The 26,487-nt window shown below is 37.2% G+C and carries 23 protein-coding genes and 1 pseudogene; 20 read left to right on the plus strand and 4 right to left on the minus strand.

The annotated features are described in order from the left end of the window. Positions 1-333 precede the first annotated feature (333 nt). The 3 genes from ACLHDF_RS16020 to ACLHDF_RS16030 all read left to right on the plus strand — a co-directional run bounded on the left by ACLHDF_RS16020 (position 334) and on the right by ACLHDF_RS16030 (position 4,479). Positions 334-1,677, plus strand: a complete 1,344-nt coding sequence (locus ACLHDF_RS16020; protein WP_413919712.1) for a 5'-deoxyadenosine deaminase — start codon at positions 334-336, stop codon at positions 1,675-1,677. Positions 1,678-1,977: 300 nt separating this feature from the next. Further along, complete coding sequence (locus ACLHDF_RS16025) at positions 1,978-3,303, plus strand: NCS2 family permease (protein WP_413919713.1); 1,326 nt, start codon at positions 1,978-1,980, stop codon at positions 3,301-3,303. Between the two features lie 144 nt (positions 3,304-3,447). Then, positions 3,448-4,479: a LacI family DNA-binding transcriptional regulator gene (locus ACLHDF_RS16030; protein WP_413919714.1), complete on the plus strand. Its 1,032-nt coding sequence runs from the start codon at positions 3,448-3,450 to the stop codon at positions 4,477-4,479. Positions 4,480-4,503: 24 nt separating this feature from the next. On the opposite strand, the gene ACLHDF_RS16035 is transcribed toward ACLHDF_RS16030, so the two are convergent. Next, positions 4,504-5,061 carry a shikimate kinase gene (locus ACLHDF_RS16035; protein ID WP_413919715.1) on the minus strand — a complete coding sequence of 186 codons (558 nt, stop codon included), beginning with the start codon at positions 5,059-5,061 and terminating at the stop codon, positions 4,504-4,506. 542 nt (positions 5,062-5,603) lie between these two features. Between ACLHDF_RS16035 and ACLHDF_RS16040 the strand changes: the two genes are divergently transcribed. From ACLHDF_RS16040 to aroD, 3 genes and pseudogenes are all read left to right on the plus strand, one after another. Further along, positions 5,604-7,034 (plus strand): aldehyde dehydrogenase family protein, encoded by a 1,431-nt coding sequence (locus tag ACLHDF_RS16040; RefSeq protein ID WP_413919716.1) that lies wholly within the window; start codon positions 5,604-5,606, stop codon positions 7,032-7,034. A 51-nt stretch (positions 7,035-7,085) separates the two neighbouring features. Beyond that, complete coding sequence (locus ACLHDF_RS16045; protein ID WP_413919717.1) at positions 7,086-8,843, plus strand: thiamine pyrophosphate-binding protein; 1,758 nt, start codon at positions 7,086-7,088, stop codon at positions 8,841-8,843. A gap of 66 nt (positions 8,844-8,909) precedes the next feature. Further along, positions 8,910-9,694: pseudogene (aroD, locus tag ACLHDF_RS16050) on the plus strand (type I 3-dehydroquinate dehydratase). Between the two features lie 37 nt (positions 9,695-9,731). On the opposite strand, the gene ACLHDF_RS16055 reads toward aroD, so the two are convergent. Beyond that, entirely contained in the window at positions 9,732-9,908 is a 177-nt protein-coding gene (locus ACLHDF_RS16055) for a YvzF family protein (RefSeq protein WP_413919718.1), read from the minus strand. A 202-nt stretch (positions 9,909-10,110) separates the two neighbouring features. Here ACLHDF_RS16055 and treP point away from each other — a divergent pair, with 202 nt between their 5' ends. The 7 genes from treP to ACLHDF_RS16090 all read left to right on the plus strand — a co-directional run bounded on the left by treP (position 10,111) and on the right by ACLHDF_RS16090 (position 17,455). Continuing rightward, positions 10,111-11,574 carry a PTS system trehalose-specific EIIBC component gene (gene treP / locus ACLHDF_RS16060; RefSeq protein ID WP_413919719.1) on the plus strand — a complete coding sequence of 488 codons (1,464 nt, stop codon included), beginning with the start codon at positions 10,111-10,113 and terminating at the stop codon, positions 11,572-11,574. A 15-nt stretch (positions 11,575-11,589) separates the two neighbouring features. Further along, entirely contained in the window at positions 11,590-13,275 is a 1,686-nt protein-coding gene (gene treC, locus ACLHDF_RS16065) for an alpha,alpha-phosphotrehalase (protein WP_413919720.1), read from the plus strand. An 88-nt stretch (positions 13,276-13,363) separates the two neighbouring features. Next, a complete protein-coding gene (gene treR, locus ACLHDF_RS16070; protein ID WP_413919721.1) occupies positions 13,364-14,080 on the plus strand; it encodes a trehalose operon repressor in 717 nt (238 codons plus the stop codon). Between the two features lie 357 nt (positions 14,081-14,437). Continuing rightward, a complete protein-coding gene (gene pxpB, locus ACLHDF_RS16075) occupies positions 14,438-15,160 on the plus strand; it encodes a 5-oxoprolinase subunit PxpB (protein WP_413919722.1) in 723 nt (240 codons plus the stop codon). Then, positions 15,150-16,148, plus strand: a complete 999-nt coding sequence (locus ACLHDF_RS16080; protein WP_413919723.1) for a biotin-dependent carboxyltransferase family protein — start codon at positions 15,150-15,152, stop codon at positions 16,146-16,148. Before pxpB ends, ACLHDF_RS16080 begins: the two co-directional genes overlap by 11 nt. An 11-nt stretch (positions 16,149-16,159) precedes the next feature. Then, positions 16,160-16,258, plus strand: a complete 99-nt coding sequence (locus tag ACLHDF_RS16085) for a LamB/YcsF family protein (RefSeq protein ID WP_413919724.1) — start codon at positions 16,160-16,162, stop codon at positions 16,256-16,258. A gap of 9 nt (positions 16,259-16,267) precedes the next feature. Next, positions 16,268-17,455, plus strand: coding sequence for an NRAMP family divalent metal transporter (locus ACLHDF_RS16090; RefSeq protein ID WP_413919725.1), 1,188 nt, complete (start codon positions 16,268-16,270; stop codon positions 17,453-17,455). A gap of 43 nt (positions 17,456-17,498) precedes the next feature. Here the strand turns inward: ACLHDF_RS16090 and trhA are convergent, their stop codons facing one another. Continuing rightward, entirely contained in the window at positions 17,499-18,149 is a 651-nt protein-coding gene (gene trhA / locus ACLHDF_RS16095) for a PAQR family membrane homeostasis protein TrhA (protein WP_413919726.1), read from the minus strand. A gap of 382 nt (positions 18,150-18,531) precedes the next feature. On the opposite strand from trhA, the gene ACLHDF_RS16100 reads away from it, so the two are divergent. From ACLHDF_RS16100 to ACLHDF_RS16115, 4 genes are all read left to right on the plus strand, one after another. Then, positions 18,532-19,170 carry a DUF1643 domain-containing protein gene (locus ACLHDF_RS16100; protein WP_413919727.1) on the plus strand — a complete coding sequence of 213 codons (639 nt, stop codon included), beginning with the start codon at positions 18,532-18,534 and terminating at the stop codon, positions 19,168-19,170. A 101-nt stretch (positions 19,171-19,271) separates the two neighbouring features. Next, positions 19,272-19,691, plus strand: a complete 420-nt coding sequence (locus ACLHDF_RS16105) for a hypothetical protein (RefSeq protein WP_413919728.1) — start codon at positions 19,272-19,274, stop codon at positions 19,689-19,691. 331 nt (positions 19,692-20,022) lie between these two features. After that, positions 20,023-20,676: a 5,6-dimethylbenzimidazole synthase gene (gene bluB, locus ACLHDF_RS16110; protein ID WP_413919729.1), complete on the plus strand. Its 654-nt coding sequence runs from the start codon at positions 20,023-20,025 to the stop codon at positions 20,674-20,676. Between the two features lie 168 nt (positions 20,677-20,844). Continuing rightward, a complete protein-coding gene (locus ACLHDF_RS16115) occupies positions 20,845-21,876 on the plus strand; it encodes an AI-2E family transporter (protein ID WP_413919730.1) in 1,032 nt (343 codons plus the stop codon). Here ACLHDF_RS16115 and ACLHDF_RS16120 read toward each other — a convergent pair. Beyond that, entirely contained in the window at positions 21,873-22,304 is a 432-nt protein-coding gene (locus ACLHDF_RS16120) for a substrate-binding domain-containing protein (protein WP_413919731.1), read from the minus strand. The genes ACLHDF_RS16115 and ACLHDF_RS16120 overlap by 4 nt on opposite strands. 251 nt (positions 22,305-22,555) lie before the next feature. Here ACLHDF_RS16120 and ACLHDF_RS16125 point away from each other — a divergent pair, with 251 nt between their 5' ends. The 3 genes from ACLHDF_RS16125 to ACLHDF_RS16135 all read left to right on the plus strand — a co-directional run bounded on the left by ACLHDF_RS16125 (position 22,556) and on the right by ACLHDF_RS16135 (position 26,445). After that, complete coding sequence (locus tag ACLHDF_RS16125; RefSeq protein WP_413919732.1) at positions 22,556-23,134, plus strand: DedA family protein; 579 nt, start codon at positions 22,556-22,558, stop codon at positions 23,132-23,134. Between the two features lie 516 nt (positions 23,135-23,650). After that, on the plus strand, positions 23,651-24,547 hold the full coding sequence (locus ACLHDF_RS16130; protein WP_413919733.1) for a shikimate dehydrogenase: 897 nt from the start codon (positions 23,651-23,653) through the stop codon (positions 24,545-24,547). A gap of 599 nt (positions 24,548-25,146) precedes the next feature. Next, complete coding sequence (locus tag ACLHDF_RS16135) at positions 25,147-26,445, plus strand: MFS transporter (protein WP_413919734.1); 1,299 nt, start codon at positions 25,147-25,149, stop codon at positions 26,443-26,445. The last annotated feature ends 42 nt before the right edge of the window (positions 26,446-26,487 follow it).

Genomic DNA, 26,487 nt, shown 5'->3' on the forward strand with positions numbered 1-26,487 from the left:
AAAAAACAATGTTAGAACTTCTGACAAAAAGCTGGTGTATAGACTGAAAACACCATATTATATATACAAGATCACATTATTCTCCTGCGATTTCGTATAACCTCTTGAAAAAGGGACTTGGGATTTTATCATAAATCCAACCTCCTAGCTGTATAATCAGCTAGGAATTTTTTTTACCCAAAGTCTCTATAGCGTATGAGGTTACCTACACTTATTCAACTCAGAGCGCGCATCATATATATATAAGGACAGTGTAAGAAAGATTGCTTGAAGATGGTAGTGTTCGGCTTGAGCTAGAAATAGATAGATGTTACGAAAGAGGGGAAAGAAGGTATGACGCACACATTAATTAAAAATGCAGAGATTATTACGATGAATAAAAAGAATAATATTATTTACGGTGACCTTTATATTGTAGGAAATCGTATTGCAGCTATTGGGAAAAATCTGCATCCGGAAAAGGTAGATAAAGTCATTGATGCGGCAAATAAAACGATTGTGCCTGGCTTTATACATACTCATATTCATTTATGTCAAACGCTTTTTAGAGGGCAAGCAGATGATTTAGAACTGCTAGACTGGCTTAAAAAGAAAATATGGCCGCTTGAAGCTTCGCATGATGAAGAATCTATTTATTATTCAGCATTGTTAGGGATCGGCGAACTCATTCAAAGCGGGACTACAACGATTGTAGATATGGAAACTGTCCATCACACGGATTCTGCTTTTCAAGCTATATCTCAAAGCGGAATCCGAGCTCTTGCAGGAAAAGTAATGATGGATAAAAAGGGAGATGATCTGCCAAAAGCCCTGCAGGAGACAACGGCTGACTCTATTAAAGAAAGTGTAGAATTACTTGAAAAATGGCATGATTCAAATAACGGTCGTATTCGATATGCATTCTCCCCAAGATTTGTGCTGTCGTGTACGGAAGATTTGCTCCGTGAAGTGAGCCATTTATCAGCTGCATATAATGTCCATGTACATACTCATGCTTCTGAGAATCAGGAAGAAATTCGCATCGTAGAAGCAGAAACGGGTATGAGAAATATCATGTATTTAGATCATTTAGGATTAGCCAATGAGCGTCTTATTTTAGCGCACTGTGTTTGGCTAAATGATCAAGAGAAGCAAATTATTAAGAATCAAGGAGTAAAAGTCAGTCATTGCCCAGGCTCAAACTTAAAACTAGCATCGGGAATCGCAGATGTGCCAAATTTATTAGAGCAAGGTGTATTTTTAAGTCTTGGCGCTGACGGTGCTCCTTGTAATAACAATTTAGATATGTTCAACGAAATGAGGCTGGCTGCTACGATTCATAAACCAGCGTACGGACCAACCGCCATGAATGCAAAGCACGTGCTAGAAATGGCCACAATCGGCGGAGCGAAGGCGGTTGGGCTCGAAAAAGAAATTGGAAGTTTAGAGGTTGGGAAAAAAGCGGATCTTGCTATCTTAAATTTAAATCAGCTTCATACCTTTCCATCCTACGGCGTAGACCCTATTTCTAGAGTCGTGTATTCAGCAACACGAGGAGATGTAGAACTAACGATGATTGATGGTGAAATTGTGATGGAAAATCGTCTGCTGAAAACAATTGATCAGGGAATTGTGCTGAAAGAGGCAAATCATTCGATTGATCGTCTTCTAAAAAGAATCCCGCTTTTAATTTCATAAGATGTAAAACGAAGAAAAGAATGCTTTTTCAGCATTCTTTTTTTATACGAATGATTAAAAAGAGCACTCTTGCAACAGACTAAAAAGCTAAAAGAAATAAATTTTTAAAATTCCAAACTAACGGAAGATAAAAATTTTTATAATGATAGCGTTTTCTACCTTTGCATATCTGTAAATTAAGACTATAATAGGACAAAAGATTTTACTTTGCAACGTAAAATCCTCCTAAATCGTGTCCTTTTTAGGACATTTGAATAGGTAGGATTTTTTATTTTTTTTAGAAGTAGGGAGGCGCGCGTGTTGGAGCGTAATGGAATATTAGAGCGCTTGTTTAAACTATCAGAGCGCAACACAACACCAAAACAAGAAATACTAGCAGGACTTACAACGTTTATGACGGTCAGTTATATGGTAATCGTCAATCCCATTATCATGTCTGACGCGGGTATCCCCCGAGAAGCTGCTCTTGCAGCCACAATTTATGCCATTGTATTTAGTACACTACTTATGGCCCTGTGGGCAAACTTCCCAATTGTAACCGGACCAGGCATGGGTTTAAATGCGTTTTTTACGTATTCAGTAGTATTAGGACAAGGATTATCATGGCAAACGGCCCTTGGAGCGGTTTTTATATCCGGCGTATTGTTTTTTGTGTTAACAGTAACCGGAATACGTGGAAAGATTATTGATGCCATTCCCAATGTATTAAAGTCTTCAATAGCAGTTGGAATTGGTCTTTTTGTTGCGTTTATCGGCTTGAAAAACGCTGGATTAGTTGTGGCAAATGAGTCGACTTTTGTAGGGCTTGGAAATGTCATGGATAAAGGGCCTTTACTTGCTATTTTCGGTCTGATATTAGCAGCTGTATTGATGGCTAAAAATGTAAAAGGTGCTCTCATTATAAGTATTTTTGCTACTACAATATTGGCGATGATTGTAGGAGTACAAGCAGTTCCTCATTCGGTGAAAGACGTCTTTTCAGCTACGCCGCCAAGCGTCGGAGAAACATTCTTTCAAATGGATTTAAAAGGTGCAGTTGCCTACGGCATTTTTTCAGTTGTATTTTCTTTTACCATCGTAGAATTATTTGATACGTTAGCGACACTGATTGGACTATCTAAAAAAGCAAACTTAGTAGATAAAAACGGTAAAATTCCAGGTTTAAATCGTGCGCTTGCAGCGGATTCAATCGGTACAATGGCGAGTGCTATTTTTGGAAGCACGGCATTAAATACGTATATTGAAAATGCAACAGGTATTGCAGAAGGAGGCCGTACCGGCTTAAAGGCATTAACGGTTGCCATCTTGTTTATATTTACCCTGTTTTTTGCACCGCTTATTCAGTTTATCCCAAGCGTTGCTACTGCTCCAGCACTCATTATTATTGGTTCCCTTATGCTAAGTGACATTCGAAACGTCAACTTCGACGATTTTACTGAGGTTGTTCCAGCTTTCTTAACGATTGTCATGATGCCGTTAACTTACAGTATTGCAGAAGGTTTAGCATTTGGCTTTATTTCATACACAGCAATTAAACTGTTTACAGGGCGACATCGCGAAATTCATTGGATGATGTATGTGATCACCGTTGCCTTTTTTATCAATTTTTATATGAGTTCGCATTAAGAAAAAAAGACGTAGCGTGAGGCTGCGTCTTTTTTGTTACTGGGCCTTGTCAGTAAACATCGTGAAAGAATGAAGCTTTTCTTTTATTTTAGATAATTGTAAAATAATTATAAAAGGTGTGTTATAAAGGGTTGGTGGAATAAATTGAAACAAAGTAAACGCAAACGTGTAACCTTACAAGAAGTGGCGGAACACGCAGGAGTATCTCGAGCTACCGCTTCGCTTATTGTACGAAATAGTCCAAGTGTTTCTGAAAAAACAAGGAAAAAAGTTTTAGCTTCGATGAAAGAGCTAGGATACGTATATGACCGTATTGCTGCAAATTTAAGGTCTCAAACTTCATCAACAATCGGAGTTATTATTACGGACATATCTAATACGTTTTTTACAGAATTGTTAATCGGAGTGCACGAGGAGCTTGAGAAAGACGGATATACGGTGTTTTTAGGTACGACGTTTGATTCGGATAATCGACAGGATCAGTTGCTTTCTACGATGCTAGAGCATCGGGTAGGAGGCATTATTTTATGTCCTGTAGCGGGTACATCGGAAGATACGATAAGAAAAATTCAGCATTTAGATGTTCCTTCAGTACTAGCAGTACGGGAATTGCCTGAAGTGGAGTCAGATTATGTGGGGGTAGATTATAACTTAGGCGTTCAAAAAGCGGTTCAACACTTACTAGAACAGGGACACAAAAGAATCGCATTTTTAGGAGGAACAACTGGTTCTACAACGTGGAAAGAAAGAATGGAAGGTTACCGTTCGGCTCTAAAGAACGCAGGGATTTCTATAGATGAAGACCTTATCATTCCTAGCGGTCCTACAAGAAGCGGAGGTGTAGAAGCTGCACATCAAGTATTGGACATTTCTGAGCCTCCAACAGCAGTTTTTTGTTTTAGCGACCTAGTGGCATTTGGTGTTATGCAAGGCTTAAAAGAGAAAGGGATAGTTCCGGGAGAAGATATAGCGGTAGTGGGATTTGACAATGTTATGGAATCATCCATATGCCACCCTACTCTAACAACCGTCTCTTCTTTTGCAAGACAAATAGGAAAGGATGCTGCAAGATGTCTTCATAACCAAATTGTTGATAAAAAAGAACATCATCATCGCATTATTTTAACGCCTCAGTTAGTTGTTCGAGAATCGTCATCAAAGAAAAGAAGCAGTTAATTAACTGCTTCTTTTCTTTGTAGATTATTTAGACGGTTCGTAGATATCCCAAGCCATCTTTAAGGAATCAACAATGTAATTTGCTACTTCTTCAATATCCAAATTGTCAGTTTCTACTTTGGAGTGGTGGTTGGAATAAATTGCTTGGCGCGTATAAAATAATTCTTCTATATCCTCTAGACTTCGACCTTGTAAAACAGGGCGACTATCAATAATTAGGCTGATGCGCTCTTTCCATGAATTCCATGAAAGGTCTAAAAAGAATACAATACAATTTGATAAGCAAATTTTTTGAATTTCTTCTTGAAGAAATGCGCCTCCACCAACGGATATAATTTTTAAGCGCTGCTGAGATAACTGGCTAATTACTTCTTTTTCTTTATTTCGGAAAAACTCTTCACCAAACTCTTTAAAGATTTGTGATGTAGGCATTTGAAACATTTTTTCAATTTCTTGGTCTATATCGACAAAATCTCTGTATAATTTTTTAGCGACTAGTTCGCCGATTGTTGTTTTACCTACGCCCATAAAGCCAATAAATACAATGCTTTTTTCTCTAAGAGACATCTCGCTGTAATTCATTTTTCAAAGCCTCTTTCTGTTTTTAACAATAAAAAACTTATTATTTTGTATTTTAGTTATTAGAATTATAATACAAATTTTACTGTTTGTAAAAACCGTGAAATGTATATTATGTCTTAAGAAGTAAGTATCAGCTCACATTTATAAAATTTCTGTTAGTCAACAGATGGTGATACGTTTTAACTAAAACAAATAAGCAATAGTTAAGCTCGATCATAATAATAAACCTTTGTTATACTGATAGTTCTGCCATCTTTGATACTTCTACAGTGTATGTAAGAAAAAAAGGGAAGTGAATGTGAAGTTACGTAAGAGAATATAAGCAAACTATATCAGTATTAATGAATATTTTTAGAAAATTCGTTAATTTACTATTGCTAGATTAAAATTTCTGTTGTAGGATTATGATAACGTTTACAAAACGAGTTGTAACTTCAAATCAATAAGATTTATAGAGAACCATCTTGAATTTTAGATCGATCTAAATACAAAATTAGATCGATCTAAAACAGATAGGTCAATTGTTAAAAGGAGAGATAACAATGAGTTTTAGACGAGCAAGGCCTTATGTAAATAAAGAATGGCTTGAAGGTAATCGATCAGTAGTAAGTATTAAAAGTCCGTATTCGCAGGAAGTAATTGGTGAGCAAATTATAGCAACGTCAGAAGATGTTGAAAGAGCTCTATCAGCAGCCTATGAAGCAAAAAAAACAATTGCGAGCTTGTCTTCTTACGAAAGGGCCAAAATTTTAAAAGAGGCAGCAAGACTCTTGGAAAAGCAAAAAGAAAAATTTGCTTCTCTCATTTCAAATGAGTTAGGAAAACCGTTGAAGAATACGTTGGATGAAGTATCTCGATCAGTAGAAACATTAGAGCAATCTGCGGAAGAAGCAAAAAGGCTTATCGGTGAAACGATACCAGGAGATGCTTCAGAACGAGGAGGAAAAGCGATAGCTTCCACATTCCGCGTGCCTGTCGGAGTTGTTGCTGCCATTACTCCTTTTAATGCACCTTTAAATTTAGTATGTCACAAAATTGGACCAGCTTTTGCCGCTGGCAACAGTGTTATTTTAAAACCGGCTCCGCAAACAACCTTAGTTGCTTCAGAATTTATCTCTCTCTTATTAGAAGCTGGAATGCCTGAGTGCGCTATCAATATGGTTTTAGGGGGAGTAGAAACAGGACAGCAAATCGTAAAAGATGATCGTGTAAATGTAATTTCATTTACCGGTGGAACAGTAGCAAGCAGAAATATATGTGAACTGGCTGGAATGAAAAAAGTACTACTAGAATTAGGAGGGAATGCTTCAACGATCGTTCATGAAGATGCAGACATTAAAAAAGCTGCGGAGCTATGTGGGAGAACAGGGTTTAGTAACTCTGGTCAAAGCTGTATTTCAGTTCAGCGTATTTATGTACATGACACAGTTGTTTCTGAATTTACAGAGCTTCTGAAGAATGAGGTAAAGTCTTTAAAAGTTGGAGATCCTCTGTTGCCGCAGACAGATGTTGGATGTTTAGTAGATGAAAAAGCAGCAAACCGAGTCTTGGCTTGGATTGAAGAAGCAGTCGGCTTAGGTGCAAAGTTGATATGTGGGGGCAAGAAGACAGGGGCTTCTATAGAACCTACCGTTCTATTAAATCCTCCTAAACAAAGCAAAGTAGTATGTCAAGAAGTATTTGGACCTGTGGTGAGTATCATTCCTTATCAAGATATTGAAGAGGCTATTGAGGAAACAAATGATTCATCTTTCGGTTTGCAAGCAGGACTTTTTACAAATCAAATGGACCTAGCTTACCGTGTTGCTGAATCTTTAGAAGTGGGGGGAGTTGTGATTAATGGCACCTCTAATTTTCGACTCGACCATTGGCCGTACGGTGGGATAAAAGACAGCGGTGTTGGTAGAGAAGGACCTCGATTTGCAATTGAAGATATGACAGAAACAAAAATGATTGTTCTGCAGCTATCGTAGCTGAGTTTATTACCTGACAAAATATATATTGAATTTAAAGGAGGATATACAATGGAAAAATTAATATCACATCAATTAGTAAAGTATCTTGAGGAGCGAGGAATCGAGCATATTTTTGGTTTGTGCGGTCATACCAATATAGCTGTACTAACAGCTTTAGAAGAAAGCAAGATTAAATTTATCAACGTTCGTCATGAACAAATTGCAGCGCATGCAGCTGATGGCTATGCGCGTGTGACAAAAAAAGCAGCAGTAGTATTAAGTCACTTAGGTCCTGGTTTAACAAATGCTGCCACAGGAGTAGCTAATGCAGCGTTAGATTCCATTCCAATGGTTGTCATCGCTGGTGATGTTCCCACTCATTACTATGGAAAGCATCCTCATCAAGAGGTAAACTTACATGCTGACGCTTCGCAATATGAAATTTATCGTCCATTTGTTAAGCGTGCATGGAGAGTTGACCGTCCAGATTTATTTCCGGAAATATTAGAGAAAGCATTTTTACTAGCGGAAAGTGGAAATCCTGGACCTGTATTAGTATCCGTACCTATGGACATCTTCTCAAAAAAGATCGACGTTTCTTTATTTGATCGATTGCATCGTCAAACGAAATCTTTGCAAAAACCTTCTATTGATGATGAAACGGCAAAAAGTATTATGCAAAAATTAATCAATGCCAAAAATCCAGTGTTATATGTAGGCGGAGGTATCATATTAGCAGATGCAGCAAGCGAATTAAAAGAGCTTGTGGATCACTTAAACATTCCGGTAGCCCACTCCTTAATGGGAAAAGGAGCACTTCCAGATGATCATGATTTGACTCTAGGGATGACAGGGTTTTGGGGTACAAAGTTTATTAATGAGAAGTGTCGCACTGCGGATTATATTTTAGCATTAGGAACACGGTTTGCAGAAGCAGATTCTAGCTCATGGGAGCCAGAATATACGTTTGATTTTTCACAAACAAAATTGATCCATATTGATATTGACCCTAGTGAGATAGGGCGTAATTATCCTGCTGAAATTGGTGTAGTGGCTGATTTAAAACAAGCCCTTAAAGTCTTAAATCGTGTGGCTAAACAGCTTATTCCGGAAGGGGTAAAAAACGAAACATTAATAAAAGAGATTGCTTCTTATCGTGAAGAGTTTAAAGCTAGTAATGAAGAGTATATTCATGACAATTCATTCCCAATGCAGCCGCAGCGAATCTTAAATGAGGTTCGTGAAGTACTTCCAAAAGATGCCTATATTACTACTGATGTAGGCTGGAATAAGAATGGGGTAGGACAGCAGTTTCCAATCTATGAAGCTGGAAGTATATTAACTCCAGGAGGTTTTGCCACAATGGGATTTGGAGCGCCGGCAGCTTTAGGGGCAAAGGTAGCTCAGCCTGATAAAGTAGTTGTTTCTCTAGTAGGAGACGGAGGGTTCGGCCAAAATCCAGCTGTGCTTGCGACGGCAGCCGAAGAGAATATTCCTGTTGTTTGGATCATCATGAATAACTTTGCGTTTGGTACGATCGCTGGATTGCAAAAAGCACATTTCGGAACCACTCTAGGCACACTATTTAAAAAAGATGGAGAGGTATATTCCCCTGATTTTGCAAGTATCGCTAAAGCTTATGGAGTAGAAGGTATAAAAATTCAATCAGCCGAAGAGTTCAAACCGGCACTGCAAAGAGCTATTGCTTCTAATAAACCAGTTGTAATTGATGTAGCGATGTTAAACAATCCAGTACCAACATCAGGTCATTGGAACATCATGGATATTTATTCGCCAGATAAGAAAGTACACCATGTATCTGTGTAAAACGTATTAAACAAATCCTGAAATGAAAACGGAAACATTTAACTTTAATAAAGAGGAGCTGTTCGCATGTTAGAAAGAGGAGAAGGAACTGATTCTCCATATATTTGTACGCCTTTAGTAAGTGAAAATCACAAAGAGCTTTTAACAGAGCTAGCAGATATTCTATTAAAAAAGCCGGACATAATTGAATGGCGCTTGGATTTTTACGAAGAAATTCAAGATATAAACAGCATCCTTTCTGCAGCTAAAGATATATATGAAAATAGTGAGAGCACTCCTATTTTGCTTACTATACGTTCTCAAAAAGAAGGGGGCAGCCTATTTCCTTGTCAGAAAAGGAAGTGGTAGCCATACTTGCAGAGGTATGTAAACACCCGTACGTAGCAATTATTGATTTTGAAGTATCAAATCAGCCAGAGCATATCCGCTATTTGCGCAAAGTTTCCAAGGAAAATAAAAAGAAACTTGTGCTTTCTTATCATAATTTTTCTTTTACTCCTCCTAAGGCAGAAATTTTTAAAAGGCTATTTCTAGCTGAATTTTATGGAGCAGATGCAGCAAAAGCAGCTGTTATGCCCCAGAGCAATCAAGATGTTTTAACTTTATTAGAAGCTACAAGGGAGGCTGAAAAGGAGCTCAGCATTCCTCTCATTACCATGTCAATGGGAGGGGTAGGAGCTATTAGCCGAATCGTAGGGTGGATCTATGGCTCTTCTGTTACTTTTGCAGTAGGAAAAAGAAGTTCAGCTCCTGGGCAGGTTCCAATTGATGAATTGCGAAAAATAATTCAGTTAACAAAAAAAGTTACGGATCCTGAAAAATATCATTCCCATCAAATTGTTTCGATATAAAATAAAAAGAACAAGAGCATGCATGCTCTTGTTCTTTTTATTTATCCTTTAAATGCATTGAAAGATACACGCGAATATCTTTTTTACGTTCATACTTCGGATTAGCGCTTCGCATATATTCTTTTGACTGATGTTCTATATGGTAGTTCTGTTCAAATTGTTTGATCGCTTTATTAATTTCTTCTTGTTTTCCCATTAATCTTACTTGCAGCATTGTAACGTCTCCTTCCATACACTTTGCTTTTTGACTATATCATGAAATGAAAAAGAAGTAATTTTATTTTTGTTGACGAACCTGTATATACAGGTTAGAATAAAGATGTAAAACTTGTATATACAAGTTTCTGATAGTGAGATTTATATAGGGGATAGGAAATACAGGAGTAAAATGAAAACGGAAACAAGGGGGAAAAGACATGAATCGAGAATCTGTTGAACGCATTGTAGAAGCTGTTGGAGGAAAAGAAAATATCTCTGCTGCTACGCATTGTGTGACGCGTCTTCGACTCGTTTTAAAAGATGAAGATAAAGTTAATCAAAGTATGCTAGACGAGCATGAGTTAGTAAAAGGATCTTTTTCTACAAACGGCCAGTTTCAAGTTGTTATTGGTCAAGGCACGGTTGATAAAGTATATAAAGAAATGGTGACGCTTACAGGGATAGGCGAGCTATCAAAAGAAGAAGTGAAAAATGAGGCAGCTAAAAACTTAAACCCGCTGCAGCGCGCAATAAAAACATTAGCTGATATCTTTATTCCCATTTTACCGGCAATCGTAACAGCAGGTTTATTAATGGGAATCAATAATGTATTAACAGGAGCGGGAATTTTTTACGACGATAAATCGATTGTAGATGTTCATACACAGTGGAAAGACTTCGCGGGTATGATTAATTTAATTGCCAATACGGCTTTTGCCTTTTTGCCAGCTCTCATTGGATGGTCAGCTGTTACTCGTTTTGGAGGAAGTCCTTTATTTGGAATTGTCCTTGGGCTCATGCTTGTACACCCTGACTTGTTAAATGCCTGGTCTTATGGAGAGGCATTAAAAAAAGGAAGTATCGATACGTGGAATTTATTTGGCCTGCACGTTGAGAAAGTCGGCTATCAAGGGCAGGTTTTACCTGTGTTAGCCGCTTCATTTGTACTGGCAAAAATCGAATTATTCTTACGAAAACGAATACCAGATGGTTTTCAACTTTTAATTGTAGCGCCTGTAGCTCTTTTAGTGACAGGGTTTCTCGCTTTTATTGTAATTGGTCCGATTACATTTGCAATAGGAAATGTCATTACAGATGCAGTTGTATGGTTATTTAAAACGGCTCCATTTATTGGAGGGCTTGTGTACGGAGGCTTATATGCTCCGCTTGTTATTACGGGTATGCACCATACATTTTTGGCGGTAGATTTACAGCTGATTGGAAGTGTGGGAAGTACTTTCTTATGGCCAATGGTAGCATTATCTAATATTGCACAAGGCTCTGCGGCTTTTGCGATAATGGTTCTTTCAAAAGACGATGAGAAATTAAAAGGATTGTCCTTAACGTCAGGGGTTTCGGCTTGGCTTGGCATTACGGAACCTGCAATGTTTGGTGTGAATTTGCGCTTTAGATTTGCTTTTATTTCTGCAGTGATTGGTTCAGCTATTGCGGGTGTCGTCATATCCGTAGCGGGAGTGAAAGCGGCATCGGTAGGAATTGGTGGTATCCCAGCTCCATTATCAATTGTTCCAGAGAGCTGGTCGCCTTTTATTATTGGAATGGTAATTGTAATCGTTGTGCCATTTCTTTTAACGTTAACGCTTGGAAAGCTTCAGAAAAAATCAACCGTTACATCAACGGTTACGGGTACAGACTCGCTTCAACATAATTCTAAGAATTAAATGGTGGTGTTAAAAATGCAAGAACCTTGGTGGAAAAAATCTGTGGTCTATCAAATTTATCCCAAAAGCTTTTATGATACGACTGGAAACGGCGTTGGTGATATAGCTGGTATTATTGAAAAGCTAGATTATTTAAAAAATCTCGGTGTAGATGTCGTGTGGCTAACGCCAATTTATAAATCGCCTCAGCGAGATAACGGATATGATATAAGTAATTATTTTGCAATTCAAGAAGAGTACGGAACAATGGAGGACTTCGATCGCTTAGTAACAGAAGCGCATAAGCGGGAGCTTAAAATCATCATGGATATTGTTGTGAATCATACATCAACTGAACATGAATGGTTTCAAGAAGCTAAAAAATCGAAAGATAACCCGTACAGAGATTTTTATATCTGGAGAGATCAAAAAGAAGATGGGAGTGCTCCGACGAATTGGGTTTCAAAATTTGGAGGCTCGGCGTGGGAACATGATAAACTGACAGAACAATCGTATCTGCATTTGTTTGATGTTACGCAAGCGGATTTGAATTGGGAAAATGAGCATGTGCGCCGCAGCGTGTATGATATGATGACATTTTGGCTTGAAAAAGGTGTAGATGGATTTCGTCTAGACGTCATTAACTTAATTTCAAAAGATCAGCGCTTCTTAGATGATGATGGTTCTGTTGAGCCAGGAGATGGCCGAAAATTCTACACCGACGGTCCTCGCGTGCACGAATATATGCGGGAAATGAATCAAGAAGTTTTTTCAAAATATGATAGTATGACCGTTGGAGAAATGTCATCCACAACTGTTGACCACTGTATTCAGTACTCTCATCCGGACCGACGCGAGCTTAGCATGACGTTTAATTTTCATCATTTGAAAGTCGATTACCCGAATGGAGAAAAGTGGGCGCTAGCAGATTTTGATTTTATTAAGTTAAAAGAGATTCTATCAACTTGGCAAACGGAGATGAATAAAGGAGGGGGATGGAATGCACTATTTTGGTGCAACCATGATCAGCCTCGCGTTGTTTCCCGTTATGGAAACGACGAACTCTATCATAATAAATCTGCCAAAATGCTCGCTGCAACGATTCATCTGATGCAGGGAACACCTTACATCTATCAAGGCGAAGAAATAGGTATGACAAATCCGAAGTTTTCCTCTATTGATGAATATAGAGATGTGGAGTCATTAAATGTGTATGAAATAAAACGTGCACAAGGAATGGATGAAAGTGAAATTTTGGAGATTTTAAAACATAAATCAAGAGATAACTCCCGTACACCGGTGCAATGGAACGATGAGCCGAACGCAGGCTTTACAAAAGGAAAGCCATGGATTAACCCGGCCGATAACTACCGTGAAATTAATGTAGAAAAAGCGTTAGATAACGAAGATTCGACTTTTTATTTTTATCAAAAGCTTATTGCCTTACGCAAGCAGTACGACATTATCACCTACGGAAACTATGAATTGATTCTTGGAGAAGACAAGAAGATTTTTGCTTATATCCGAAATGGAGCAGATGAAAAGCTGTTGGTGATAAACAATTTCTACGGCAGTGAAACGACCTTTGAACTGCCAGAAGATATAACTTTTGAAGGATATCATAGTGAAATATTGCTGTCTAACTACGAAGATTCATCAAAGGAATTCCAGAGAGTCTTACTTCGTCCTTATGAATCAATCGTGTATCATTTAAAAAAATAGAGAAAAAAGTAAAAAGGACGATGGGTGACAATCTATCGTTCTTTTTATACAATTGGGTATATATAGAAAGCAAAATAGGTGATGGCAATTGAAAGAAAATAAATTTATCAGTATTTACGAACAGTTAGTCGATAAAATTAAACGTGGTGAATGGCGCCCTAATACAAAACTTCCTTCTGAAAATGAGCTTGTTGAACATTATCAAACTTCTCGTGAAACGATACGGAAAGCGTTAAATTTACTTTCACAAAATGGATATATTCAAAAAATGAAAGGAAAAGGCTCTTTTGTATTAGACGTATCACGCTTTGATTTTCCAGTATCAGGACTTGTTAGCTTCAAAGAAGTGGCAGAAAAGCTAGGACATACATCGACTACTATTGTAAAAGAGTTTGAGTTAATCAAGGCTGATCAAGATCTGTGCACACAGCTTGGGGCAACGAAAAAAGATCTCATATGGAAAGTAGTTCGAGCACGTGAAATCGATGGAGAAAAAATTATTTTAGATAAAGATTTTTTTTATAAAAAGTATGTTCCTCACCTTACAAAAGACATATGCGAAGGCTCTATTTATGAATACTTAGAAAAAGATCTTGGACTGAAAATTAGCTTTGCAAAAAAAGAAATATCCGTTGACGAGCTGACGGAAGAAGATAAGTGTTACTTAGATTTGAAAGACTATGAACATATTGTGGTAGTAAGAAACTATGTATATCTAGAAGATGCAAGCCTTTTTCAATATACTGAATCACGTCATCGTCTTGATAAATTCCGTTTTGTGGATTTTGCTCGCAGAGGTATATAAGGTTCCACTGCTCATGAGTTTTTCCTTTTAATAGATACTTACACAAAAAACTGCTTTGGTACAGGAAACGAAGCAGTTTTTTTATTTGGAAAAATTGAAAAAACATCAACCTTTTGATGATGAAATTCTAAAAAGGTTGAATTTTTCTTTGGAGTTTGTTTTAGGAAAATATAAGATTATTTTATATTTGTATAATGTTATCCATATAGGAAATAGATGTAGTGTTCTTTTTTTATTAGGTATATAAGAAAATGTTATTCAATAAAAATGATGCCACTGGTAATTCTAATGAACGTATTTATCTACAGCATTAAAGGAAGCAGCTCAAACAATACTAAGTACAAAGGAGGAGATGGAATGAGTAATGATTACCGACTTTATCCTCTTGGTGATAGCGGCATTGTTGTTTCATTTGGAGATGAAATTAATTTTGACATACATAAGCGTATTCAGCAATTTACTCAGGTGCTAGAGCAATCATTATGTAAGGGAATGATTGAATATGTACCAGCTTTTACAACAGTTACAATCTATTACGATCCTTGGATAATGGGTGAAAAAGGAAGAAGAAATCCTTACAAAGCAATATCTACATATATTGAAAAAATGCTTCTCCATCAGGAAGAACAATCTGAAGCGGTCGCTAGACAAATTGAAATTCCAGTGTGCTACGGAGGCAAGTACGGTCCCGACTTAGAGAAAGTAGCTGCTTTTCATTCATTGACGCCTGAAGAAGTTATCCGCATTCATACAAACGGAGAATATTTGGTGTATATGATAGGCTTTGCACCTGGTTTTCCTTACTTGGGGGGGATGAGCGAAGAAATTGCGACCCCGAGAAAAGAATCACCGAGAAACAGCATCCCAAAAGGGTCAGTTGGCATCGCAGGAATGCAAACCGGCGTGTATCCAATTGAGACTCCTGGAGGGTGGCAGTTAATCGGGCGTACTCCTCTGGCGCTATTTAACCCTAAAAAAGATTCGCCAAGCTTGCTTCAAGCAGGTGATCGTATCCGTTTTGTTTCCATTTCTGAAACAGAATATGAAGCACAAAAGGAGGTGGATGAAGATGAGTATTAAAGTAATACGTCCTGGTTTACTAACGACGATTCAAGACATCGGCAGACATGGGTATCAAAAGGACGGTATGATTGTCAGCGGGGCAATGGATAAAGTTGCTTTAAGGATTGCCAACTTATTAGTAGGAAATCAAGAAAATCAGCCGGTTATTGAAATTACGTTAATGGGACCCAAAATTGAATTTCAGCAAGATACTTTGATTGCACTGACCGGAGGGGATTTATCACCAACTGTTAATGATGAAGCCGTAAAGATGTGGCGGCCTCTATATGTGAAAAAAGGGAGCGTGCTACAGTTTGGCGTTCCAACTTTAGGATGCCGTTCGTACTTATCGGTTTCCGGTGCTTTTAATATTCCTGCAGTTATGGGAAGTACATCTACTTCACTGCGCGCTCGCATAGGCGGGTTGCACGGTAAAGCATTACAGTCAGGAGACGAAGTATTAAGCCACCCTCCTACAGAAATAGGGGAAGCAATTATAAAGAAACTGGTGAAAAAGCAAACAGACCGCTCTTTTCAGCAGGCTTTTTGGACGATTCATCCTAAACTTCTTCCTTCATACGAGACACCTATTATGCGCGCGATGAAAGGTGCGGAATTTGATTGGTTTACGAAAGAAAGTCAACAATATTTCTTTCAGCAAGAATTTGACGTTACACCGCAATCTGACCGAATGGGCTATAGGCTAAAAGGGAAGAAGCTAGTCCTTGGTGAAGAAAAAGAGCTGATCTCTAGCGCTGTGACGTTCGGTACAATTCAAGTACCAAAAGAAGGACAGCCCATTGTTTTATTAGCAGATCATCAAACGACAGGAGGATATCCTAGAATCGGGCAGGTAGCAACTGCCGATTTTTCGGCGTTAGCGCAAGTTTCTCCAGGGAAAAAGGTTTCTTTTCAACTAGTTTCACTGGATGAAGCGCAGCATTTATATATGGAGCAGGAAAAGAAGATAAATCATATTAAAAGAGCACTTCGAATGAAAATATAAGGGGGAAGAAGATGGCTACCGTTGATTTGAACTGTGACTTAGGGGAGAGTTTTGGGAACTATAGATTAGGAAATGATAAAGAAGAACAAATCATTATTCAACCACAATGAGGTGACATCGTGAAAAAAGAACGCAACTGGAGCGTGCTGCTCGGAGCTGCATTTTTAATGGCTACTTCAGCAGTGGGGCCAGGTTTTTTAACTCAAACAACGGTCTTTACACAAGCTCTCGCCGCAAGTTTTGGTTTTGTTATTTTACTGTCGATTTTATTAGACATTGGCGTTCAGCTAAACGTATGGCGTATTATTGCCGTTTCAGAAAAAAGAGCACAGGATATCGCTAACAGTGTTTTGCCAGGTCTCGGCTTATTTATTGCTATTCTAATTGTAATCGGAGGCTTAGCATTTAATATTGGAAACGTAGGAGGCGCGGGTCTTGGCTTCAATGTGCTATTTGATATTTCTCCTAAAGCAGGTGCAGTCATTACAGCTATCATTTCTATCGCAATCTTTTTAGTTAAAGAAGCCGGAAAATTAATGGATCGTTTTGCTCAATTAATGGGTGGAATATTAATTATTTTAATGGTGTATGTTGCTGTTTCTTCCGCTCCGCCAGTAGGAGAAGCGGTATCTAAAACATTTTGGCCAGATAAAATTGACGTAATGGCGATTGTTACTCTCGTAGGAGGAACGGTAGGGGGATATATTACATTTGCAGGAGGCCATCGGTTATTAGATGCAGGAATCAAAGGAAAAGCCGCGATTCCTGAAGTAACAAGAGGAGCAGTATCGGGCATTACGATTGCTTCTATCATTCGGATTTTTTTGTTTTTAGCGACATTAGGTGTATTGAGTCAAGGGTTAAAGCTAAACCCTGATAATCCACCTGCCTCTGTTTTTCAATTAGCTGCAGGGGATATTGGCTATAAATTATTCGGTATCGTCATGGCAGCAGCGGCTATCACTTCAGTTATTGGGTCTGCGTATACATCGGTATCGTTTATTAAATCCTTCAGCAAAAGGATTGAGAGGTATGAAAACTGGATTATTATCGTATTTATTACGATTTCAACTTTGATTTTCTTAACGATTGGTCAGCCGGTCACTCTGCTTATTTTAGCTGGAGCATTGAATGGTTTAATTTTGCCGATTACGCTCGGAACAATGCTTATAGCAGCGTATAAAAAGAAAATAGTAGGCGATTACAAGCATCCGACTTGGCTTACCGTTTTTGGCGGTTTTGTGGTCGTTATTATGGCTGTGCTGGGGGTTTATACGCTTGTTACTCAAATTTCAAAACTGTGGTAAGTAAATTCTATAACCAATTAAAAAAGGGCCAGAAGGCCCTTTTTTAATTGGTTATAGGCAAAACATACAAAATGATCGCTAAAAAGTGTAGTACGGTTCCTCCAAGGACGAAAATATGCCAAATCATATGATGAAAACGAAAGCCTCGCCATACGTAAAAAACAGCTCCGATTGTATACAACACACCGCCAACTACGAGAAGGACAATTCCTTGATGGGCAATGTTTTGAGTTAACGAATCCCACGCGAACACAATCATCCATCCCATAAATACGTAAAGAATAGTAGAGATAAAAAGGAATTTTTTTACAAAAAAAGCTTTGAATACAATTCCTGCAAGAGCGATGCCCCATACGATTCCAAAAAGTGTCCAGCCGATAGTTCCTTTTACTGCGATAAATAAAAATGGAGTATACGTACCGGCAATAAACAAATAAATAGAAGAGTGGTCGAATATCTCAAAAAGATCTTTTGCCTTCCCTTCCGGAAAGCTATGGACAAGCGTAGAGGAGACGTAGAGAAGCAGCATGGTTACTCCGTAAATAGTAAAACTGATAACATGCCAAGGCGTTCCTTCTAAGGAAGAAAGTACGATTAAAAGTGTTAATCCAACAATACTAAGTACGGCTCCAATGCCGTGTGTAATCGCATTTGCAATTTCTTCTCCTCTTGTAAATGTGTGTGTAGTAGCCATTTACAAAATCCTTTCTTTACACAAATTTATCTTCTATTTTCTCAGAGGATAAGTTTTGAACATACCTGCTGAGGAAAAATCCGTAACTATCAAAAACATGAGCAAAAAAGTCATTCGATCTTTTTTTATTATAGACCATTCTTTTAATTTTATCTATTTTGACTGGTGACTTGAAAAGATGAAGGGTCTATATGTGAATGTTCACTAGCTGTAAAAAGCATGTATAGAAGAAAAAAATGCTTTTTGAAAAAATGGAAGAAAAGTTGTCATGAAGACATGATTTTGAAATACATATAAAATAAAACTTTTAACAGTCAAGGTTACGATTACTGCTTAGCTCATTTGCAATAGATAAGTAACAAGATTGTAAGAAGGCAGGGGGATGGAAGCAGTGAAAAAAGAAGTTATTTTTGATGAAACAGGCACATACAAGTACTCTCTATTATGCAAATGGAGTGAAGTAAACGAACGTAAACTTACGTTTATCTTGTCATTTCCAGAAAATACGTATGAATACAGCGATGATACAGCTGTATCCAAATGCATAGAACTAGCGCAAAAGTGGGGATTTGGAGTCTTAGAAATCGTTTATTTATTCAGCTATCAAACCGATCATGTTTCGTTTTTACGCATGCTTTCAAAAGAAGAAGCTGTTGGAACAAGAACAGGTGAATATATTCAAAAAGCAGTAGAAGATGCTGAACTGGTTGTGGTAGCTTGGGGTGATCATGGAAGCATTTACAACCGGCAAGAAGAAGTAGAACGCTGTCTGAAACATAAACCGGTATATTGTTTTGGAAAAACGAAACAGCAATTTCCACGCCACATTTTATCTGTTGTGCACCGTACAGAACTACAGAAATATGAAGTACCGGCTAATCTTGAAGATTTGAAAGAAGCATCGTCGTTTATTGAAGATATAGATCAAAGTTTTGGCGGAGAGGATTATTCTCCAATTGAACAATTAACAGAAGAAGAACCGCTTATGTTTATTGAAGACATTGCTAGTATGTATCGATAAAGAGAAAAAGCGAGGTTTATATTCCTCGCTTTTTCGTTAGTATAAAACACCAAGTTTTGTCATATGGTTGTATCAAGAAGCGTGTGTAAAGGGGGAACTTTATGAAGTTGAATGAAGTGTTGCACCGCATCACAACTATTTATAATGAGTTAGAAAAAGAGTGTTTTCAATATATAGGGGCTGTGATTAATGAAGATGCAGAGCTGGACATTTCTCGTCTAGAAGAATTAAGCACGCTATTAAACTTCGTATATGAATGCTCGCAGGATGTATTAGTAGGGTCTATCTTAACAAAATTGGATTATGGACAACCCATTTATCAATTTGCTATGTTAAAGCCTATTTCCCTTGAAGGAAATGAAGATAAGTTAGATATTTTATACGAAGAAAAGGTAAAGGTAGAAAGAGCTATCCTAGATGTGTATACAGCTCAGCGAAAGAAGTTATTGACTCAAGCAGCTGATGACTTGAAAGAACTGCACTATGAGCTGCAAACCTATGTGTATGCTTGCAACATATAAATGGATCTGTTGAAATGACAAGGAACATATTAGGATAGATAAAAAGAACTCCTGATTAAAGAGCTCTTTTTATTGCAAAATATATGATTTTGAACTAGTGAAGCATAAAGATGGTGGTAATGGCAGTTACCCTTTCCTTTGTGCTTTTTTTATCCCATTGTGTTGATGGTACTGCGTTAAATAAGTTCATTAAAACGTCGTTGAACATGTTTGCAACCTCCTTTATGATAGATTCATATAGTAATATGAGAAAACGTAAAGCTTGAATCACATTTTTAACTATTTTTTTAGAAAAATAATTAAAAAGAGAGTTTAATGGAGGTTGAAAAAGATGCACTCGTTTACAAATGACGAAAAGCAAGCGGTATATAAAGCGATTTACGGAAGAAGAGATGTACGAACATTTTTGTCTGATGAGATTCCTAATGAAACAGTTTATAATATCTTACAGGCTGCCCACAGCGGTCCTTCTGTTGGGTTTATGCAGCCTTGGAATTTTATATTAGTATCTGATACGGACGTGAAAAATAAACTTGCTTGGGCAGCAGATAAAGAAAGAAGAGCACTAGCTATTCATTATGAAGGTGAAAAAAAAGAAGATTTTTTAGAGCTGAAGATTCAGGGATTAAAAGAAGCACCCTTAACTATTTGTGTAACGTGTGACCCAACAAGAGGAGGCTCTCATGTTCTCGGAAGAAACTCAATTCCAGAAACCGATATGATGTCAACTGCATGTGCGATTCAAAATATGTGGCTTGCTTCATATGCAGAAGGACTGGCAATGGGGTGGGTGAGCTTTTATAAGAAAAATGATGTACGGGACATTTTACATATTCCCCCTCATATTGATCCTGTAGCGCTCATCTCAATTGGCTATACAGATAATTACCCTGAGAAACCAATCTTAGAACAAGCTAACTGGGAAAAAAGAAGGGATTTAGACAAGCTAATTTATCATAATATGTGGAAAAACGAAAAAGAATAGCGAAAAGAAAATAAAGACATACTAAAAAGCGCGGAAATATAGTAAAATTTGAAGATGAAATGATACACTATATATAGCGAAAGCGGATATGAGCGTCTAGCGTATCCGTTTTATTTATATTTACACAAATGACTTGTGAAAAAGAGAGATAGGAGAATCGAAGGTTTCATGAATATTGCAAGAAGTTGGCTTCACAACAAACTTACTGTTCGCATTATTACGCTCATTATCATTACAGTTTTACTCATCAGCATTAGAAGTATGCTTCAGCTGCTGTTATTTACGTTTATTTTTACCTTTTTAATTGGTCGTCTTCAACAAACGTTAAGAAGAAAGCTTCCCCTTAACTCAACGCTTATACTCATCGTCATTTATATCACACTAATTGGGGCCCTCGGTATTGTTGGGTATGTATATATTCCTGTTATCATGACGCAAATTACCGAGCTTGTACAGAAGCTAATGTATTTTTATAAGCACCCGCCTGATAATACATTCGTCACCTATATTATCGATAATCTAAAGAGATTTAAATCACCAGAAAATATTCAGCAGAATATTGATCTAGTATACAGCTATTTATCTAATATTGGAAAAGTAAGTGCACAAGTTTTCTTAGCACTATTGTTAAGCCTATTCTTTTTGCTTGAAAAGTCGCGAATTCACCGATTATTTGTCCAATTGGAACAATCTAGACTGGGCTGGTTTTTCAAAGAAGCGGGCTATTTGGGGAGGAAATTTGTTAATTCCTTCGGTAAGGTAATAGAAGTGCAGTTTATTATCGCTTTTGTAAACAGCATTTTATCCGTTATTGCGCTGTGGGTGTTAGGTTTTCCTAACCTGCTAGCCCTAGGTGTTATGATCTTTTTACTAGGGCTAGTTCCGGTTCTTGGGGTATTTGTTTCACTTATTCCACTTTGTACAATCGCTTACAGTTTAGGAGGCGGTGTGAAAGTGCTATCTGTGTTAATTATGGTGGTAGTACTTCACGCACTTGAAAGCTATGTATTAAATCCAAAACTCATGTCATCTAAAACAAACTTGCCAACGTTCATTACGTTTATCATTTTAGTGTTTGGTGAACACTTCTTGGGCGTATGGGGGCTAATTCTTGGTATTCCTATTTTTATTTTCTTTTTAGATTTAGTAGGAGTGGATTCAGCTCAACAAATGTCAAAAAAAGAAACCTCCGCAGATTAGTTTGCAGAGGCTTCTTTTTTTAAGGAACGTATCGTTTTTTGAATGATGGGATGATCTCGGTGCTTAAGTTTATAGGCAAGGTAGATTTGATTTTTTACTGCTAAATGTTCAATTTTCACTTTTCTTTCTTGAAGCGCTTCTTGAACTAAATAGCGAGGAAGCAGGCTGATTCCCATGTGATGCTGAATGGCTTTTAACACCGTTTGAAGATTTGGAATCACATGATGAGGCTGAATTTCAGGTTGTTTTTTAAAATGCTGCCGCCAAAACCTCCTGATAATAGGAAGTTCAAGACCATAGCTAATCCACCGCTGATTGTATAAAACATCTTCTATGTCTTTACTAGCTTTTATTTCAAAAGAAGGAGGGACAGTTAAGACAAATTCTTCTTCTTCAATGACCGTATATTCAATTCCTGGTATTTGCAATTATTGCTAAAATTAAATAATAGCAGAAAAAAACTCTTTTATTGCATCTAATAAAAGAGTTTTTTTCTGCTATTTTCTTTTTTTGCGCTACTTCACTGATGAACTGCATATGATAGAAGATAATCAAATATAGCAAACCAGTGCACATGAGCTTTTTTTACTAGTAAAATTGGTTTGAAATCGTGAAATTTTGAATAGTTTGAGTTATGATGAAAGAACGTGAAATTTGTATGATTGAAAGGAGAAAAAAGGTGCAAGGGTTTATTGATTTTGTACAAAACTTGGGTATAGTGGGCATCTTTATTGCTACAGCAATAGAAGCTGCAGCAATTCCTTTTCCGTGTACGTTATCTATCTTGCTCATTGGCTCGGTGCTGCAGCTTTCAATATGGAAAATCCTTATGGTTTCAGCTGTCAATACCGTTATTTATATTGCATTCAACTATGTTCCGTTCGTGATGGGATACAGGTTTGAATCTATTACCAAGCGCTGGTTTGGTGAAAAAAATATAAAGCGTGCCCAAAAGTGGTTTCACAAGTATGGAAAATGGAGTATTACGATTTCTCGGCCCATCAGTATCGCAAACTATATAACCTATTTAGCAGGTCTTAGTAAAATTAAATCCAGGGACTTTGTTGTATACAGTACTATAGGCATTTTTCCTTGGTTTGTTTTTTTGCTTTATGTAGGAGGACTTGGAGATATTGAAAAGATCCAAAAATATTTGCATGATGTTGATCGTTTAATATTTGTTATTCTTATAGTCGGAGTAATGGTTGGTGCAGGCTGGTGGTTGAGAAGGAGAAAAGAAAGACACGATCAAAAATAAAGCTATAACCATAAGTATAGCTTTATTTTTGATATAGATAAATAAACTAAATAAAAACATTTTTCTGAAAAATTACAAAAAAACATTTTTCCTTTCGAAAAAATGTGATACTATGATACATAAGGTGGCTAAGAATTGTTTTGGTTCACTCAGTGCTTACTGCAGTTGTTTTATAAAAAAGCTAAGTATAGGTAGGTAAAAGTTTTGTTTCTTTTCTAGTAATTTCGAGAAGTGATACCTTTTGGAGGGAGGTAAGAAGTGTAGTACGTGTGAAACGTATTTTATTAAAATAGCAAATTTGTAAGCGGTTTCCCTTTTCTTTCTATATGTAAGCACAACATTTTTGGTCATAAATGTAGCTTTTCGAGGTTTTGTTAAATAAAAATTAGATCGATCTAATACTAAGTGTTATGTAAACGTAAACTAGTCTTGATCGCAGCTTAAAATAAGCCTTAAAAAGTACAGCTTGGGTTCCACAGTTACATCTGGAATTTTAATAAAACAGGAGGTAAAATCATGAAAAGCGTAGGGCGCATTAACGGTAAAACTCAGCTCATTGGCCTTTTAGCAACTCCAATCGGACATTCATTATCACCATCTATGCATAATATGGCCTTTAAAAAATTGGGATTGAATTATGCTTATTTAGCTTTTGAGGTAGGAAATGCCTCATTAGAAGATGCCATTAAAGGGCTGAGAGCATTAAATGCTAGAGGCTTTAATGTATCAATGCCAAATAAGACAAAAATTCTCCCATTTCTCGATGAATTAGCAGACAGCGCAAGATTTTCAGGAGCTGTAAATACAGTCGTAAACGATAATGGCATATTGACTGGGCATAGCACAGACGGTATGGGCTACATTCGAAATTTAAAAGAGCACGGTGTCGATATCAAGGGGAAAAAAATGACGTTGATCGGTTCGGGTGGAGCAGCTACGCCTATTGCTATTCAAGCAGCCTTAGAAGGGCTTGAAGAATTAACAATCTTTGCTCGTCATGATGAGTTTTATTCAAAAGCTGTAGAAAATGTGAAAATTATTAATGAAGAAATGAAACATGTTTCGTGTATAGCGAAGCTGTATTCTCTTGAGAATACAGACAGGCTAAGAGAAGAAATTAGAACGAGCGATATTTTAACCAACGGAACAGGAGTGGGAATGAAACCGTTAGAAGAATTCAGCATTATTGAAGATATATCCATGCTACGTCCGGATTTAATTGTAACAGATGTCGTGTATATGCCTATGAGATCAAAACTGTTAGAACAAGCCGAATCAGTTGGATGTCAAACAATTAATGGAATAGGAATGATGATCTGGCAAGGAGCCATGGCGTTTGAATTGTGGACAGGAAAAGAGATGCCTGTTGAATATATTAAACAACAAATGTTTGAACCTAGCTTACAATATTAAAACGCATATTCTTTAACTTTGCTAGAAAGTTGTACGAATGAAATGTCTGTATGTTCTATTTTTTTAATAATTGTAAAATTAATATGGCTATTTTTAAATTTATTATATTTAAAAAGTATATATTCAAATTTTCTAAAAATTTAAAAAATATATTGCGTAGGCAAATGTAATTCAGTATACTAAAACTCAAGTTTGAATTGATTGGATATTAGTCTGTACACAAAGAACACTCTCAGCAAAGAAAGGCAGGTGCTAGAATGAGAAATTAGAAAGCAAGCGTTGATTATCATGTTCGGATATTTGAGTAGACCATAAAATATATATCATCGTTCCGCAATATGTGAAGAGATTTCCACTAAAATTAGATCGTTCTAATTAAAATTTTCTATTAATCTTTTTAATTCCACTAATAAAATGTTTTTGCAAAAGGATACGAGAACAATTAAATAGCTAGAGGATTAGGTTTTCAGCGTTGCAATCTTTCAACTTTAGTTCAGACTGGCTCTATTTAAGCAAGTAATTATAAATTAGATCTGAGCAAAGAAACATTCCTTAGAAATGAAAGCGCATACTTAAAATCTTATGAGTGAGGGAAAAGAATGAAAAAACATCGTTGGTCGATTGTATTCTTGATTGCGGTTGGTGTAGTTGTAAACTATTTTGATCGAATCAATATGTCCATTGCTATGCCATTGTTACAAAAAGAATTTAACTTAACAGCAGGTCAGATGGGAATTTTCCTATCAGCATTTGCGTGGTCTTACGCTTTACTTCAGCTTCCTATAGGGCCTTTGCTAGATAAAATAGGCGTAAAATGGGTAACGCGTGTAGCGACCGTAATATGGACAGTAGCTTGTCTTTTAACTGCAGTAGCAAATGGATGGGGGTTAATTATTTTATCTCGGGTGCTGTTAGGAATTGGGGAAGCGCCATTCTTTCCATCTGCTGCTAAAGCAGTTAGCCATTGGGTTCCTCGTCAGGAGCGTGGGAAAGCTATCGCAGCTTACGATTCTCAGTCCAAACTTTCCAACGCCATTGGGGCGCCTATATTAGCACTAATTGTCACAGAGTGGGGCTGGCGCGGTGGTTTCTTAGCAACTGCTATTCTTAGTTTTGTATATGCTGTTGTCTATTGGATCTGGTACCGTGAACCTCATGAAGATGAGCGTTTGACAAAAGAAGAATATGACTACATTGTTCAAGGCGGCTCTCAAAGTTCAGAAGAAGCTAAAGGCAGTGCAATGGAGAACATTAGATATTTGCTAACTAAAAGAAAAGTCTGGGCTGTATTCATCGGGTTTGCGGCATATGGCTATTCATGGTTTTTGTTCTTGACTTGGCTTCCGGGATATTTAGCAACAGAAATGAATATGTCTATCTTAAAATCAGGCTGGTACTCCGCTATACCTTGGATTGTAGGTACTATTACTGAAGTGATAATTGGGGGCTGGCTTGTTGATCGTCTTATTAACAAAGGGTATGACCGGACGCGTGTCAGCAAATTTTTTCTAGTAATAGGTATGGTATTTGGTTTATCAATTATTGGCGCAGCGTTTACTCACAGTGCGAACGTAGCTGTATTTTGGATTTCAACAGCACTTGGAGGTCTTGTTGTTACATCTGCTGTTGCCTACAGTATTCCTACATTTATTGCACCAAAAGGCACGGTGGGAACATTAACTGGACTTTTAACATTTGGGAATAACTCGATGGCTATTGTTGCACCTATTACGACGGGGTTTATTGTTCAGGCCACGGGTTCATTCATGTATGCTTTCCTTTTAGCAGCTGCTTTTTTAATTATTGGAATTTTAAGCTATACGTTCTTATTAACAGATCTAGAGCCAATTGAAAGCAAAGAATCTACCCTGCTAGAGAAAAAGGAGTTAACCTTGTAAAAGTAAAAAACAGAATATTTTTACTATTAATATTCATTTTTA

This window comes from Priestia megaterium, assembly GCF_046599315.1.
Taxonomy (GTDB): domain Bacteria; phylum Bacillota; class Bacilli; order Bacillales; family Bacillaceae_H; genus Priestia; species Priestia megaterium_F.